This is a genomic window from Salinicola corii (genome assembly GCF_008298015.1).
GTDB classification, from domain to species: domain Bacteria; phylum Pseudomonadota; class Gammaproteobacteria; order Pseudomonadales; family Halomonadaceae; genus Salinicola; species Salinicola corii.
Window position 1 is genome coordinate 53,226 of record NZ_VTPX01000010.1, and the last position, 14,272, is coordinate 67,497.

Sequence of the window (14,272 nt, forward strand, 5' to 3'; positions counted from 1 at the left end):
AATGGGCGGCGCATCCTTGCACCGTGAGCTGCCGCTCTTCACGCCCGTCATGCGGCCACCGCCGCGGTCGGCGCAGAACTCAGATACCTGCGTCGATCATCGATCGCATGCGGCTCAACGCCTGGCTCATGTCCTCTCCCAGCACGGCGACGGCGCTGTTCTCCAAGTCGCCGGCGCGAATACGGGCGACCGGCCCCACCAGGCACACCGGCGCTTCGCACTGCTCCGCCAGGCGCGGGAGCTGGCGACGGATGACGTCGCTGCGCTCAGCATGACCGCTGGCGAGCAGCAGGGCCTGTGTGCCGAGGCGTTCGACAGCGAACGGAAACTCGCTCAACGGCACCTCCCCGTCGATCAACTGGACTCGATAGCCTGAAGCCGACGCCGTCAGGCCCATCAGTAGGGACCAGAATCCACTGCTGTCATCCGGCAGGCGTGCCACCAGGACGGTCTCCGCGTTGTTCAGCTGGTTGGCGTGGTAGATCCGGGTCCCGATACGGGTACGCAGGAATGATTCCAGCACCCGGCGTTGAAGCGTCGCGCCGAATTGACCGCCCCAGCGCTCCTCCAACTGGGAGATGACCGGTTGCCACAACTCAGCGACACAGAGTCCGACCGGATAGAGCGACAGGCTTTGATTGAACAGTGCCTCCAGCCGGCCGGTGTCCAGTGCTTCCACGGCCTGGATCACGTGCTGGCGCTGGCTGGCCCAATCCCCCATCTGGGGCGCGGGAGTCTCGGCGGTTTCCGGCTGGTCGAGCAGTTCGCGCACCTGACTGACCGGGACGCCTCGGTTGAGCCATTGCAAGATGCGCTCTACACGCTCGATGTCATTGCGTCCGTAGAGGCGGTGGCCTTTCGGCGTGCGCTGGGGGCGGATCAAGCCGTAGCGTCGCTCCCAGGCACGTAATGTGACGGAATTGACTCCCGTGAGTCGCGATACTTCACGAATCGGGTAGAGCGGCGCGGCATTGGAATCCATCGCCTTGTAAGTCATGCAAATCCTCCCATGAGGTCTCTGCGTGCGCCGTCTCGTCGAATGGAGTGGTCCATGTCAATGTAGCGAGTCATCACTGCGGGTTAGAATGGTTCACAACATCGGCTACGGTCATGTGTCGCTGCCGTACCATTTTCGGCCGACAGTGCCCTGACGCTTTGTTACCGTCACCCCACCTGGGTCGGGTGACGGTCGCCACGCAGCCGATGACTTCGACGAGTCGTGACGAGACGATGGATGTAGTCTCGATAGCCCAAGGATGGGTGAATATATTGTACGGTTCAAGTGGTTTGTACAACATCAATGCAATACATGGCAGCCTGCCGCACCCGCAGTCGGGACTCGACCATGGCGGCGGATGCCTCGGCGAATGTCGGATCCCCGCTTGTCGTGGAGAACAGCGAGAAGGTCTCGATCCGGGCGACGCCTTGGGCAGTCCCCAGCGGGCATCGCTGGAATCGACTGCCGGCCGATTGGGTCATGCTGCCCCCGGGTAGCTCGGGTTGACACCGATGGGCGCGTGCAGGCGTTGGGGGTGCTAACCTGTGAATATTGTACAACACCGATATGATCGGGAGTAACGGCATGCGTTTATTGATCACTGGCGGCACGGGCTTCGTCGGGCGACGGTTGATCGAGCGGGCCCTGGCGGCCGGCCATGAGGTGATGGTGATTTCCCGAGACCCCGAGCGGGCTCGCCGGCGACTTCCCCATGATGTCCGCATTGGCGATGATGCCACGGATTTCGCGTCGTCCCCGCCCGAGGCCATCGTCAACCTGGCCGGCGAACCGATCGCCGACCGGCGCTGGAGCGATCCGCAGAAGACACGACTGATCGAATCAAGGCGTCATGCAACGCGGGATGTCGTCGCACTTTGCGAGCAGCTGGCGCAGCAGGGTCGGGCGCCTCGGGTGCTCGTCTCCGGTTCGGCCATGGGATTCTACGGCGATCAGGGCGACCGCGAGGTGACCGAGGAGACGCCGCCGCACGATGAATTCGCCCATCGGCTGTGTCGGGCCTGGGAAGCGGAAGCCGTCAAGGCCGAAGCGTTCGGGGTGAGAGTCGCCTGCCTGCGCACCGGGCTGGTGCTGGATGCCGGCGGCGGCACGCTGGCCAAGCTGATGCCGGCGTTCAAGTTGGGGCTGGGCGGTCGTCTCGGCGATGGGCGGCAGTACATGCCGTGGATCCATCGTGAGGACCTGGTCAGTGCGATCGAGTTCCTGCTCGCGGAATCCTCGTTGAGCGGGGCTTTCAACGGCTCGGCGCCCAATCCGGTGACCAATGCCGAGTTCACTCGTGCTATGGGACGTCATCTGCATCGCCCCACGGCGCTCTGTGTGCCCGCGCCGCTGCTGAAGCTCGGGCTGGGAGAGATGTCCCGTCTGCTGCTGACCGGCGCTCGCATGCGGCCGAAACGGCTGCAGGAGGCCGGCTTCACCTTCCGCTACCCCACCCTGGACGAGGCGCTGGCGGCAATCGTCTCACGCTGACCCGCGTACCGCTTTCATGGGAGAACTTCGGCCGCAAGCTATCGGGCGTCCTTGTCGACGGTAACGATGACACGTACCGCGTCGAGACGCAGCGATGCGCTCTCGATGACGGTATCGAGGGCGTGGCGCTCGTCGCTCATTGCTTGCAGTTCGTCGTCGCGAATGGCGCCATTGTGTCGCGACAATGCCTTGAGCCGAGAGAGTTCCAGGTCCAGCGTTTCCCGCATTTGTCGCTGCGCGCGCTCGACCAGCGTCGGCAGTTCGCGTTGTGCCTCCCGCTCGCCTTCCACAAGCAGCTTGCGCAACTGGTCGTGACGCGACTTCAGCAGTTCTCTGGCAACGCCTTTCTTGACCCGCTGAAGGTTGCGGGAGAGTCCGCTGAACGTGACCTTGTCCGACAGGTTGGCGCCGCTCTCGTCGAGCAGGACGCGAATACCCGTGTCCGGCAGGAAGCGCCCCAGCTGCAGTCGGCGCGGAGCGGGGCAGTGGGTGCGGTAGATCAGCTCGAGCATCAATCTGCCGCCGGGAATGCTGGGATGCTTGAGCAGGGCGAGTGCGGTGTTGCCGAGGCTGGAGTCGAGCACGCGCTCCATCACGGTCATGACCAGCGGGTGTTCCCAAGAGAGACGCTGGATGTCGTCGCGTGCCAGCGCCCTTGCGCGCGAGTAGGTGACGGTAAACCCTTCGTCGCCCTGGGCCAGACCGGGAAGGCTGTCGATCATGTGGGCGCCCGGCGTGAGATGCATCAGTCCGTTGCCGAGATCCCGGCTGTCGACGCCGAAGACATCCAGCGCCTGATCGACGTAGCGTGGCAGGGCGCTGTCGTTGTCCTGCTCCACCACCGTGCTGATCACCGCGTCGGCGCGCTCGGGGCGGCACGCATTCCACTCCAGCAGCCGGTTGCGACCGGCTTCGCGTTCGGCGAGGCGGGCATCGTTGAAGGTGCGGGTCTCCTCGATCAGGGCGTCCAGGCCGCCGCTGCCCTCCTGACCGTCGTCGAGGCTCTCGCGCAAGGCGTCGCCGAAAGCCTCGAGTACGTCGCCGCCCGCCGCGTGCGGGGCCTCGAACGCGGCGAGACCATCCCGATACCAGCGCAGCAGTGCTTCGCTGGGGCTGCCCTCGATCACCGGGACGTGAATGTCGATGGGGTGCAGCTGGCCGATGCGGTCGAGTCGTCCGATGCGCTGCTCCAGTAGATCGGGATGCCACGGCAGGTCGAACATCACCAGATGATGGCAGAACTGGAAGTTGCGTCCCTCGGAACCGATCTCGGAGCAGATCAGCAGTTGGCAGCCGCTATCGTCGTCGGCGAAGGCGGCGGCGGCGCGATCGCGCTCGACCAGGCTCATCTCTTCATGGAAGACCGGTGCCTGGACGCCGGCGCGCACGCGCATCGCCTCGGCCAGATCCACGGCGGTCTGGCGCCGATGGGCGATCACCAGGACCTTCTGCTGGCTGCCCAGGGTCTCGAGCTGGCCGATCAGCCATTCGACCCGGGGATCGAATCGCCACCACGGGACCTCATCGTGGTTCGCATCATCGTGCAGGGTGCGGTAGGCCGCTTCGGGATAGAGGCGAGCCTCGTGCGTACTCAGATCGGCAGCGGTCAGGCGGGCGGCAAAGTGGTCATTGCCCTCGCGCAGCTCCTGGAACTGGTCGCGATAGGCCGATGGCATCGACAACGAGGCGACGTGGAGGTGGCGCTCGGGAAATCCCCCGACATGGCGCCGGCTGTTACGGAACATGACGCGGCCGGTGCCATGGCGGTCCAGCAGCTGTTCGCGCAGCTGTCGGCGCGCGCTCTCCCGCTGGCCGGTGTCGCTCTCGCTGTCCAGCAGCGTCTCGAGCAGCGCCCGGCTGTCGCTGTCATCGATGATGGCACCGATGCGGTCGCGGTCGGCGGCGTTGCCCGGCAGCCGCTCGAGCGCCTCGATCGCCGCCGCCACGGCCGCGTAGCCGGCCTCCTCTTCACGGAAGCGCTCCAGGTCGTGGTAGCGATCGGGGTCGAGCAGGCGCAGTCGGGCAAAATGGCTCTCCAGTCCCATCTGCTCCGGCGTCGCGGTCAACAGCAGCAGGCCCGCGATACGCGCCGAGAGTCTCTCGATGCAGGCATAGCCCGGCCCCTCGGCCTGCGGCGACCAGTCGAGGTGGTGTGCCTCGTCGACGATCAGCAGGTCCCACTGGCACGCCTCGATCTGGCGCTGACGACGGGGATTGGCGAATAGCCACTCCTGGCTGGCCAGGATGCACTGGCCACTCTCGAAGGGGTTCTCTTCGTCGAATGCCTCGCTCTGGGCCTCGTCCAGCAGGGTGACCGAAAGCGAGAAGCGGCGCAGCAGTTCGATCAGCCACTGATGGGTCAGGCTGGAGGGCACCAGGATCAGGGCGCGGTCGACGCGTCCGGTCAACAGCAGGCGATGCAGGATCAGCCCGGCTTCGATGGTCTTGCCCAGCCCGACTTCGTCGGCAAGCAGCACGCGGGGCGCGTGACGCCGTGACACCTCGTCGGCGATGTACAGCTGGTGCGGGATCAGATCGATACGGGGTCCCGCGAGCCCCAGCGCCGGACTGCGGGCGATACGCTGGTGGTGATGCAGCGAGCGGTAGCGCAATTCGAACCAGTCGTTGCGATCGACCTGCCCGGTCAGCAGGCGGTCCTGCGCCTGATGGAAACGCATGCTGTCGGAGAGCTTGGCTTCGCTGAGCGACACGGCTTCGCCGTCGTCGGTCCGGCCATGATAGGTCACGCACCCATCGCGTTCCTCGATGCGTTCGACGGTCAGTTGGCCGCCGTCGGCGGTATCGATGCGATCGCCGGGCCCGAACACCACCCGGGTCAGTGGGGCTTGGCGGGCGCTATAGGTGCGGGTTTCCTGACTGGCGGTGAACAGCACGGTAACGCTGCGTGCGTCAACGGTGAGGATGGTGCCGAGCCCGAGCTCGGTTTCGCCGTCGCTGATCCAACGCTGGCCGGGAGAGAAATCGCTCATGGTGCCTCGGTCGTGTGTACGCTGCGGGAACGGATCGAATGGGCGACGCATTCTAGCCTAAACCGGGGTCGGCCTTAAGCACTGAAGGATTCGGCATGCCTGGTCAATGGCGTTACACTGCGCCGGCGCTCATTCCAGGGCTCGAGGAGGGGGCATGGCGGGGACAAGGCAAAGAGATGGGCTGCGGCGCATCGCGATCGCCAGTCAGGCGACAGGTTTCATCCTGATCATCACGCTGGAGACCTTACTGGGGGATGCCGCGAGACCGTGGCAGGGCGCGACGCTTGCAGCGATGCTGGCGGCCGCCGGCTGGCTGGCGCTGGTCCGGCGCTATCGGCGCAACAAGGAGCGTCGCCGGCGGGAGATGCGCGACGAGGTCTGAGCGAGTCTCGTCAGCGGCCAGGCGGGGGCATGGCCGGCTGCGATTCACATCGGTGGCACGGTACCGTCGAGCCCGACGATTACCGCCTTGGCCTCGATCGGATCCTGGGTGATGTCTCCGGCGACGAAGACCGCCGCATCCTGCTTGAGATCGTCCATGGAGCCTTTGCTGACCTTCACGGTGGGAGCATCGTGCGGCACGCGAATCTGCTTGCTGCCATCGCCGTAGTCGACCGTCAGTGTCATCATGCCATCTTCGTCGGCGGCACGGTTTACGGTGCCGTTGGTCATTGTCGAGCCGCTGGAGGCGTCACTCATCTTGCCGTCGCCGGTGGAACTGACGGTACCATTGGTCATGGTCGAGCCACTGCCATTGCCGCCCAGCTTTCCATCACCGGATCTGCCCTTGGTGGCGCCGCGCGGCATATCCCAAGGATAGTCGCCTTCACCGGTGCCTTTCATCGATGCCGGGAAGATCACCATCTCCAGTGCTTTTGCCGGCTGCCCGTCCTCGCCGGGCACGTTGGCGGTGCCGATGAACGTTCCTTCCTCTATCTGGTCGAGGCTGCTTTTGCTGACGGCGGCGAGTCGGGTGTCGTCGTCGATTATCACCCGGTGGCTGCTGCCGTCGGTGATGGACTCGACGGTGATGCCGTCGTCGCTGACGGCGGTAATGGTGCCGCGCAGGTTGTTGGGGATGTTCTGTGCCGCCAGGGCGCTGGCGGCGAAACAGCCGACGGTCAGGCCGAACAACGCCATGCGAAGCGCGCGAGTTGCGGTAATGGCTGGCATGAGAATCCTTCTCCTTGCGAATCGTGGGGCGGCTAAGTTTTCTGAGAAAGCCGCTATCTGGAGTTCAGTCGATCGCGAGGAATTGTCAAGCACCCGCGCCCGTGGGGGCATCGCCGCCCAAGCGACGCCCCATAGCACGCTGGCGGCTCGGGTGGGCCCGCGAGGCTCGCTCCTCTGGCTGCAGCAATCGCATCGCGGATGCGGGAGGTGAACAAAGGCGGCGTTTACTGGGACTCGAGGACCGGCGAGCACTGGTCGAGGGTCTTGTCGAGCTCTGGGGGGCGGCGGTCTTCACGGTCGCCCGGATTGTACTCGCGTTGCATTTTGCGGACCTCCGCTGCGGAAAAACGCGCCTGCAGGGCTTTGGTGGCGCATTCGCAGTAGCGCTCGACCTTGGGTCCTTCGATGCCACTGGCGGTAATGTTGGCGCGGCACTGGGCCTGGGACGCTTCGATGGCTTTTGCCGGCCAGGGGGGCGGTGCTTCGCTGTCCTGTGCGCTGGCCTGCGCGAAGGTGACCAAGGTAAGACAGAGCGTGATGGTGGTGGTGCGAAGCCATGTGGACATGATGATTCTCCTGGCAGGCATGCCTGTAGCGGGTGGGCCCCTGGCAAGCGCTGGTGGCGAGAGGTGAGGATTCGGCCCGATACGTTTCCGCAAGGCGCAGGCTTTTCCGGCTCGGCGCCGTGTTATTCAGGCTGGATTCCCTGAGGCTTCCTGGGGGGATCCTATATATCCCTCTCCTCTCTCACTTTAGGGAGTGTGACCGCGTTTGCCCATGCTTCTTAGGTGGGGCCAGCGGTCGAGCGCTTCCGCGCGAGACGCGGCCGGGCGCAAGGGGCGGTGCGCGGAGCGTTGCGGTCGATGCTGGACGGCCACGCCGGGCCAGACGTAAAAACGCCCGCCAGGCAGTGCCTGAACGGGCGTTTTGCAATACGGTGGTCGGAATAGCAGGATTCGAACCTACGACCTCTGCCTCCCGAAGGCCTGTGGATAATATAACTTGAGATAACCACAATCTCAAGTGGATAACTATATCCATTTCAAATCAATACGTTACGTGTCTGCGGTCTTTTCCGGTTGTTGCCCAACTTATCCGGTTTTATCCTCCTCTCAGAACCTATACGGAACCTAGAGACGGGCATGGGGAAAACCACGGAAAAGCTGACAACGCGAGCGCTTGATCGCCTGGCGCGCGAGCTGCCGAACAGCGATGAGGTATGGGATAGCGAGCTGGGAGGTTATCACGTACGCGCTGGCCAGCGAGGCCTGGCGTTGCGTGTCTCGTACTACAACACGGGAAACAAGCGGCGGGTTCTGACGCTCGGTAGGTATGGGGAACTGACCGCCGCCCAGGCGCGTGAGTCTGCCCGCGAGACACTCGGGATCGTGGCACGTGGTGGCGATCCCCGAGCAGTGTTGGAGGAGGCCAAAGCCCAGGCGGTTTACCAACAGCAGCAGACGCTAGGCGTCTACCTCCGGGGTGACTATGCCGATCATCAGCGACGCCGGAAGGATGGCGACGCAACGCTTAGGCGGATCGAGCGCGATTTTCCCGACTGGCTCAACCGTCCGATGGATGGGCTCGACCGCAGCGACGTCGAGCGCTGGCAATCGAAGATGGAAACCGGCGACCTGAATGCCGAGCCGCCTGTCCGTGGCCTCGCCTACTCGACACTTTCCCGATCCTATGGGGCGTTGCAGACGCTGCTGAATCACGCCGCTCACCGTGGGGTGATCCCCTCCAATCCGATTAGCGGCGTTCGCCTCCAAAAGCCAGCGCTCACGGAGGAAGATCTCGAGGAGGACGAGGCGCGGCGCTATCTGGAGCCCGACGAAGTTGGCCAGTTCTTCGAAGGCTTGGAAGCGTATCAGGAAGAGAAGCGGCGTCGGCGCCGCAACAGCCAAGCCCACGGTAAAGGCTACCTGCCGGATCTCGATGGCGTCGCCTACGTCGATCACGTGTCGCCCTGGTTGCTCACCATGTATTACACCGGGTTTCGACCTGGAGATCTCATGGGGTTGCGGTGGCCGCACATCAATTTCGAGTTCGCGACGATTCGCAAGATCATCGAGAAGACGGCGCACCAGACACCGGAGCCGCAGACGTTCCCGTTATCGGATGAAGTGCTGGCCGTGTTGAGAGCATGGTGGGAGCAGCAGGGGAAGCCACGGAGCGGCTATGTGTTCCCGTCGCCGACATCGGGGAAGCGATTAGGCAAGAGTGGCATGCGCGGCCCGTGGAGGAACGTTCGAAAGCTGGGCCGGCTGCATGAAGACCTGGCGCTCTATACGTTGCGCCACAATTTCGCGAGTCAGTTGGTGATGGCTGGTGTCGATCTGCTGACGGTGAGCAAGTTGATGGCGCATTCCGATATCCAGACCACCATCAAGTACTACGCTCACCTCCAGCCCGATCATAAGCGTCAAGCGGTGCAGCTCTTCGCTCAGATCGGGCGTGATAGGGGCGCCCCTCCACAGTCATGAGGCAGCGGCAGCACGATGCATTGCGGCCTCTGCCGTGCTGGCGTAGCTCTCGCTCGATTCGAGCCACTCATACACGTCCGACAGACGATAGCGGACCTGGTGGCCTCGCTTCACGAAACGCGGCCCGGGGCGGCCCAGCAGCGTACCGGTACCGCGCGCCTTTCTCGCCGTCGCCGGCATGGCTGGGATCAGCCGCGGGAACACCACGATGTCGGGCAGCTCGATCATCGACGGATCCACGCCAGCTTTGACGCGCGCCAGCGCGTCGGCGATTGCCTGATCAGGGTTTGGCTGTGCGGCTCTCATGATGCCTCCTTGTTTCTCGCTCTCCAGCGATTGAATCGGTTCTGAATCAGCCGGAACGTCGCGCTGGCCTGCTGGTTGGTATCGAGTTCGGCGCGGCTGCCGACGCGGCACGCTTTCCGGATCCAGTCGCCGGCGTCCTGCTCGGTGTGTGTGCCGTCCGGCACGTCCGCGCCGAATCTGACGCGGGCGCGGCGGTCGAGGTAGAGCCGGAACGCCGGATCGCGGCATAGGATGCCCGCGGCGCGGGCGTGGGGATTGCCAGCCATCGTTCGGCCCCTCAGTACTGATACCGGCCCGGCATCGCCGGGCGCGGATCGGTGGTGGTCATGTTTGTCGTCTCTGACAGATCGCTAGTGTGGATCTCGATCACCTCGATGCGTGGCATGAAGCGAGAAGCCAGCGCGGTTCCGGTCTGAAGAGCGACGCCGATAGCAAGCGCGAGGATCAGCAAGGCCGCGATATTCGTCAGCCGCTTGATACGTTCACCGAACATGGCGCCCCCTGGCTTCGCGGATCGACTGGCAGTCGATGCAAGTGGTCGCCCAGGGCGCCGCCTGTCGACGCTGGGCCGGAATCTCTGCCCCGCAGTCTTCACAGTCGATATCCATCGCGCCGGCGACGGTCACCGGCAGTTGGTGCCGGGCGAGGGCGTTGGAGAGGTGGCGCTCGATGACAGCACCGGCGTTGTCTGCTGCATCAGCCATGGGGGCGCTCCTTCGTTCGCTTTTGCACGCTCGGCAACTCGCTGTAGCAGCCTTTACAGGTGCTTCTCAGACCATCCGGCTGGCGACGGTTGCCGTAGAAGAACTCACGGTCTGCAGGGAAGTCCTCTCCACAGCTCACGCAGATCTTGGTTTTTTCTTCGACGGTGGCGCTCTTGATATCAGCCATGGTTCAGCTCCTGGACGCGCTGGCTGTCGCGATACGCACAGCGGTGATTGACGACGGCCTGGCGCAGGGCTTCCTCGCTGTCGAAGGCGATGACCATGGCGTAGCGGTGGCGGGTCGCGCCGGTGCTGGGCGCCAGCACTTCGACTTCGCCGGCGTCCTGCAACGTGCCGCGTGGTACCGCCATGTCGACGCCGGTCCAGCGGGGTTTGCTCGTCTTCTGATGAGTCATATCGGTCTCCTGTCAGATCCCCTCGGGGAAATGCTCGGGGGTGCCCTGCCTTTCCGGCGGGGCAGGTTTCGGGTGCCGCCGGACGGCGGCCTGGATCATTCGGTGCTCGAGATCGGCGTTTTCCATTTCCTGCCGGACGTGTTCACTGGCGCGCCACTCTCGATATCGCTGGAGTTGCTCGTCGAGCTCCTCCTGGGTGAGTTCTTTCGGAGTCAAAAGGCTCCGAGGGATGAGGCTTTGGCCGGCCCCCGTGCCGGGGTCCGTACAGTTAGTGACACAAGTCCAAGGGTCGGCGGCTTCGCCACCTCCCAAAAACCCCGACGCGGCGGCACGCTTCGGGCGCACGTTCCAGCGATAGAGGCGCGTCAGGTATTCGGAGACGCCGCCCTTGCCATCGTTGACGGCGAGGCCTTTGGGCACCTTGATCTCGTCGCCGTAGCGTCCGCGCTCGATGAACTCCCGATGTTGCTCGCCGGTGGCGTGGCTGAAGTCGTCGTCGCCCTTGCCGGTGCGGAAGGCGGGGATGCTCCAGGGCTTGATCGGCTGCAGCTTGCGCGGCGTATTGGGGCCGCCCATGAGTCGGAGGAACCGGTCCCACTGGCCGGCGTTGGCGGCTTCGCGGATGCGGTGGAAGGTGGCCGCCGCGCGGGGCTGCGGATTGGTGGCTTCCTCCCACTTGCGAAGCTCGCCTTCCTGCTTCTCGGTGAGGCGGCGGATCTCGCGCCACACCGTGACGCTGGGCAGCCCCACGAACTGGAATTGGCGAATGCCCCAGCACGCCGCCCATGCCTCGATGCGCGGGGCGGCGCTGTTGAGATCGTGGCCGTATCTGTCCAGCTCGTCGCCCTCGATGCCGGCCCTGGCGAACTGCTCGCCATTGATGTTCTTCGAGATGTACTTGGCCACGTAGCCGGCGGCCGTGCCCTTTGAGTAGTCAATGCGCTTGGCATCGAAGCGCGCGGTGGTCTTGCCGAAGCGGTTGAACAACTCTTCCGGCGACTCTTCCTCGGCGTAATCGCGGAGGGTCTGGCTGACGGCCTCCACATCCTCCGGCTTCATCCACACCAGCAGATGCCAGTGCGGGGTGCCGTCGTGGTGCGGTTCCACCACGCGGATGCCATAGATGGCCCGCTTGGCCCGTGCCAGCCTGGCGCGGGTCTTCGCCCATACCTTCTGGATGTGCTGCTGCGCCTCGCGCGGTGTGGAGCCGTCGTATTTCGGATTGCGGCGGCAGCGGTAGCGCTCCCGGCCGTTGCGGTCCGTGTAGCGGTTGGCATTGACCGGGTGAAAGCGGCTCGGCGCGGTGACGGTGTAGAACATGCCGACGTGACCGAGGCGGCGGGCCTCGACTTCGGTATCCCGGATCCGCAGCATCAGCTCCGCGCGGCGGTGGTCCGGATTGGCCAGTCCCAGTTCGGCGAGTTCGGCCAGGGTGTAGGTCTGGCCTTCCTGATTGATCGCCTCGAGGGTCTCCAGCAGCGTGCGGTTGCGGACGCGCTGGGCGCGGCGGCGTTCGATGGTCATGTCGCTGCAGTAGATGCCGGCCTGCGCGTGGACGCGGTACGCCTCGCGCTGGACCTGCTCGAGACGTCGCCCGGCCAGCCGGCGCAGTTTGCGTCGCCAGAAGCTGGGGCAACTCAGCCGCGCCAGTTGAACGCTGGCCTTCTGCTTCACCGGCGGCGGCGCGATGTCGTGGAGCGTGGCGCGCTTGCGCGCGGCGGCGGCCGCCATCTCGTCGGCCACGGCCAGACTCATGACCGGCGCCCGCTCCCACCGGAACACCGCCATCAGTTGGATGCCTCCCGGCGGCGGCGTCAGCGGATTACGCGCCTCGGCGATCTGGCGCGCCATGGAGCGCGACTGGGCGGAGAGCGACACGCCACGCGGTTGACGAACGCGCCGGGGTGGCGGCAGCAGGCCGAGGCGCAGGCGGCGGTTATGGTCGGCGATGCCACCGATCAGCTTGTTGCGTTCGTCCTCGACGGCCCGGGCCTGCGCCCGGGCGTAATCGACCAGCGCGTCGTCGTCGTGGGTGGCATTGAGCCCGCCGATCTTGAGGCGAGATTCCACCACGCGCAGCCAGTCGCAACCGGCACGGATGCCCTCGATGGTGGTGGGCTGGGCATTGCGCCGGGCGATGAAGGCGCGCTGGAGATCGTCCGCGATCACGGGAAAGCGCTTGTAGACGTGCGCCGGCTCGATCAGATCCGCCGTCTGCCGTGTCAGCCAGCGGTTGCCCGCCGCATTGCCGTAACGCTCGGCGACGTGGATGAAACCGGTGGCCAGGTCCTCGGCCAGCGAGGGGAAACGGCCGAAGACATGCTCCTGTCGCCACTCCGCGCAGCTCGGCTTACGGTAGTCGCCATGACCGGAACCCGGAGCGCCGTAGGCTTCCGAACGTTCGATGGCGCTCATTGCGCCCCCGCTTCGATCAGGCTTAGCCAGTGCAAAGCTGTTTTGGTATCGCCCTGGGCGATGGCCCGGCGGGCGTTGGCGGCCAGTTCCCGGTTCGGGCTCTCGCCCTTGAGTCGGTCCCCCAGCCGCTGGGCGTAGCGGCTCATGCGGCCAATGGCGGCGCGAATCGCGTCACGCTCGGCCCGGTTCATCTCGCCGATGCCGCGCAGAGAGTCGCGGGCCTGCATCTGGGCGCTGGCCAGCACCGTCTTGCGCTCGTTGGTCGGCATGTCCGCCCACAGTTCGGCCAGATCCTTGTCGGCGCAGCGCGCATGCAGCTCGGCGCGCAGGGCGCCGAAGCCGGCACGGCCATCCGGCTGGACGACCGACAGATGACGTTTTGTCTCGGTGGGGAGGGTCTGAGTCGCGGCTGCCATGGTGAGACCTCGCGTTGTCCGTGTGGGCGTAGGGATTACTGCTGGGCGCGGTGGCGCACGACGCGAAGCGCGCCCCGGTCCCGGGCCTGCTCACGGGTGGCGAGCAGGTCGCCAACGGTGAACGAGATCGGTAGGCCGCCGGCGGTGCGCAGCACGACGACATGCTCGGTGCTGGCCTCGAGATCGAGCCACGCGACCTGATTGAGCGACTCCAGCTCGGCGCTGGCGTGGATCGCGGACAGCTCGGCTTTCGCTTCCGGCATGGCGTGCTCGCTCATCAGAAACTGGGTGCAGTTCTCGAGCGCTTCGCGGCGGTTCAGCCCCCGGCAGTAGCGCAGCAGATAACCGGTGGCGGCGTTTTTGGGGTCGAGTTGGGGGAGCCGCCGGGCCTGGGGGCCGGCGGAGAGCGTTGCGATGGTCATGGTGTCGTCTCTCGAAATACGCCCTGGGGCGGTTTAGCTGGACTCGCGCAGTAGCTGAGCCAGCATGGTTGCGCGGACGCCTGCCGATACCGGCAAGGTGATGTCCGGGTTGGGTGTCATGCTCGGCGTGAGCGTGACGGTGAACTCGAACGAGAACTTGCCGCGCCAGCCGCAATCCGCGTTCTGGCACTCAATCGCGCCTTCGCGGTAAATCGGTGTCACCTGCTTCGAGTAGCGCACCCGCGCATAGCTTCCGCAGTGCGGACACGTGTTTCTCGCTTGTGCAGGTTTGGTCACCGGTGTCCTCCTGAAACTGGGTAGAGTGCGCGGCCTCGGCCGGTGAGCCTGGCGTTGCCTTCTCTGATGCTGGTCCGAAGCAAGAACTCAGCGGCTTGGCGCCGCGATCCCAGGCCTTCCCGTTCGCAGACGGCATCGAGCACGGCTGCCGTGTGTTCA

18 protein-coding genes are annotated in these 14,272 nt (G+C 65.2%); 3 read left to right on the plus strand and 15 right to left on the minus strand.

Annotated features, from left to right (window positions below):
• Positions 1–79: 79 nt before the first annotated feature.
• Complete coding sequence (locus F0A16_RS16320) at positions 80–997, minus strand: MerR family transcriptional regulator (RefSeq protein WP_149436439.1); 918 nt, start codon at positions 995–997, stop codon at positions 80–82.
• A 281-nt stretch (positions 998–1,278) separates the two neighbouring features.
• Positions 1,279–1,479 carry a hypothetical protein gene (locus tag F0A16_RS16325; protein ID WP_149436440.1) on the minus strand — a complete coding sequence of 67 codons (201 nt, stop codon included), beginning with the start codon at positions 1,477–1,479 and terminating at the stop codon, positions 1,279–1,281.
• Positions 1,480–1,582: 103 nt separating this feature from the next.
• Here F0A16_RS16325 and F0A16_RS16330 point away from each other — a divergent pair, with 103 nt between their 5' ends.
• A complete protein-coding gene (locus F0A16_RS16330; RefSeq protein WP_149436441.1) occupies positions 1,583–2,488 on the plus strand; it encodes a TIGR01777 family oxidoreductase in 906 nt (301 codons plus the stop codon).
• 38 nt (positions 2,489–2,526) lie between these two features.
• Here the strand turns inward: F0A16_RS16330 and rapA are convergent, their stop codons facing one another.
• Positions 2,527–5,478, minus strand: a complete 2,952-nt coding sequence (gene rapA, locus F0A16_RS16335; RefSeq protein WP_149436442.1) for an RNA polymerase-associated protein RapA — start codon at positions 5,476–5,478, stop codon at positions 2,527–2,529.
• Between the two features lie 154 nt (positions 5,479–5,632).
• Between rapA and F0A16_RS16340 the strand changes: the two genes are divergently transcribed.
• Entirely contained in the window at positions 5,633–5,860 is a 228-nt protein-coding gene (locus tag F0A16_RS16340; protein ID WP_149436443.1) for a hypothetical protein, read from the plus strand.
• A 44-nt stretch (positions 5,861–5,904) separates the two neighbouring features.
• Here the strand turns inward: F0A16_RS16340 and F0A16_RS16345 are convergent, their stop codons facing one another.
• Positions 5,905–6,651: a metal ABC transporter permease gene (locus F0A16_RS16345; RefSeq protein ID WP_149436444.1), complete on the minus strand. Its 747-nt coding sequence runs from the start codon at positions 6,649–6,651 to the stop codon at positions 5,905–5,907.
• 224 nt (positions 6,652–6,875) lie between these two features.
• Positions 6,876–7,217, minus strand: coding sequence for a hypothetical protein (locus F0A16_RS16350; RefSeq protein WP_149436445.1), 342 nt, complete (start codon positions 7,215–7,217; stop codon positions 6,876–6,878).
• Positions 7,218–7,793: 576 nt separating this feature from the next.
• On the opposite strand from F0A16_RS16350, the gene F0A16_RS16355 reads away from it, so the two are divergent.
• Positions 7,794–9,137 carry a tyrosine-type recombinase/integrase gene (locus F0A16_RS16355; RefSeq protein WP_149436446.1) on the plus strand — a complete coding sequence of 448 codons (1,344 nt, stop codon included), beginning with the start codon at positions 7,794–7,796 and terminating at the stop codon, positions 9,135–9,137.
• On the opposite strand, the gene F0A16_RS16360 is transcribed toward F0A16_RS16355, so the two are convergent.
• Genes F0A16_RS16360 through F0A16_RS16405 form a run of 10 tightly spaced genes read right to left on the minus strand, consistent with a single transcriptional unit; the run spans position 9,132 to position 14,113 of the window.
• The gene (locus F0A16_RS16360) at positions 9,132–9,443 is read right to left on the minus strand and encodes a hypothetical protein (protein WP_149436447.1); all 312 of its coding nucleotides are present in this window, start codon (positions 9,441–9,443) and stop codon (positions 9,132–9,134) included. The two genes, F0A16_RS16355 and F0A16_RS16360, sit on opposite strands and share 6 nt — an antisense overlap.
• Positions 9,440–9,709, minus strand: coding sequence for a hypothetical protein (locus F0A16_RS16365; protein WP_149436448.1), 270 nt, complete (start codon positions 9,707–9,709; stop codon positions 9,440–9,442). Before F0A16_RS16365 ends, F0A16_RS16360 begins: the two co-directional genes overlap by 4 nt.
• A gap of 11 nt (positions 9,710–9,720) precedes the next feature.
• A complete protein-coding gene (locus F0A16_RS16370) occupies positions 9,721–9,936 on the minus strand; it encodes a hypothetical protein (protein WP_149436449.1) in 216 nt (71 codons plus the stop codon).
• Positions 9,926–10,147 (minus strand): TraR/DksA C4-type zinc finger protein, encoded by a 222-nt coding sequence (locus F0A16_RS16375; protein WP_149436450.1) that lies wholly within the window; start codon positions 10,145–10,147, stop codon positions 9,926–9,928. Before F0A16_RS16375 ends, F0A16_RS16370 begins: the two co-directional genes overlap by 11 nt.
• Positions 10,140–10,334 (minus strand): hypothetical protein, encoded by a 195-nt coding sequence (locus F0A16_RS16380; protein ID WP_149436451.1) that lies wholly within the window; start codon positions 10,332–10,334, stop codon positions 10,140–10,142. The genes F0A16_RS16375 and F0A16_RS16380 overlap by 8 nt, the downstream gene beginning before the upstream one ends.
• Positions 10,327–10,563, minus strand: a complete 237-nt coding sequence (locus F0A16_RS16385; protein ID WP_149436452.1) for a hypothetical protein — start codon at positions 10,561–10,563, stop codon at positions 10,327–10,329. Before F0A16_RS16385 ends, F0A16_RS16380 begins: the two co-directional genes overlap by 8 nt.
• Before the next feature lie 12 nt (positions 10,564–10,575).
• Positions 10,576–12,978 (minus strand): replication endonuclease, encoded by a 2,403-nt coding sequence (locus tag F0A16_RS16390; RefSeq protein WP_149436453.1) that lies wholly within the window; start codon positions 12,976–12,978, stop codon positions 10,576–10,578.
• Entirely contained in the window at positions 12,975–13,394 is a 420-nt protein-coding gene (locus tag F0A16_RS16395) for a hypothetical protein (protein ID WP_149436454.1), read from the minus strand. The genes F0A16_RS16390 and F0A16_RS16395 overlap by 4 nt, the downstream gene beginning before the upstream one ends.
• A 35-nt stretch (positions 13,395–13,429) precedes the next feature.
• On the minus strand, positions 13,430–13,816 hold the full coding sequence (locus F0A16_RS16400; RefSeq protein WP_149436455.1) for a hypothetical protein: 387 nt from the start codon (positions 13,814–13,816) through the stop codon (positions 13,430–13,432).
• 33 nt (positions 13,817–13,849) lie between these two features.
• A complete protein-coding gene (locus tag F0A16_RS16405) occupies positions 13,850–14,113 on the minus strand; it encodes an ogr/Delta-like zinc finger family protein (RefSeq protein WP_149436456.1) in 264 nt (87 codons plus the stop codon).
• Positions 14,114–14,272 lie beyond the last annotated feature (159 nt).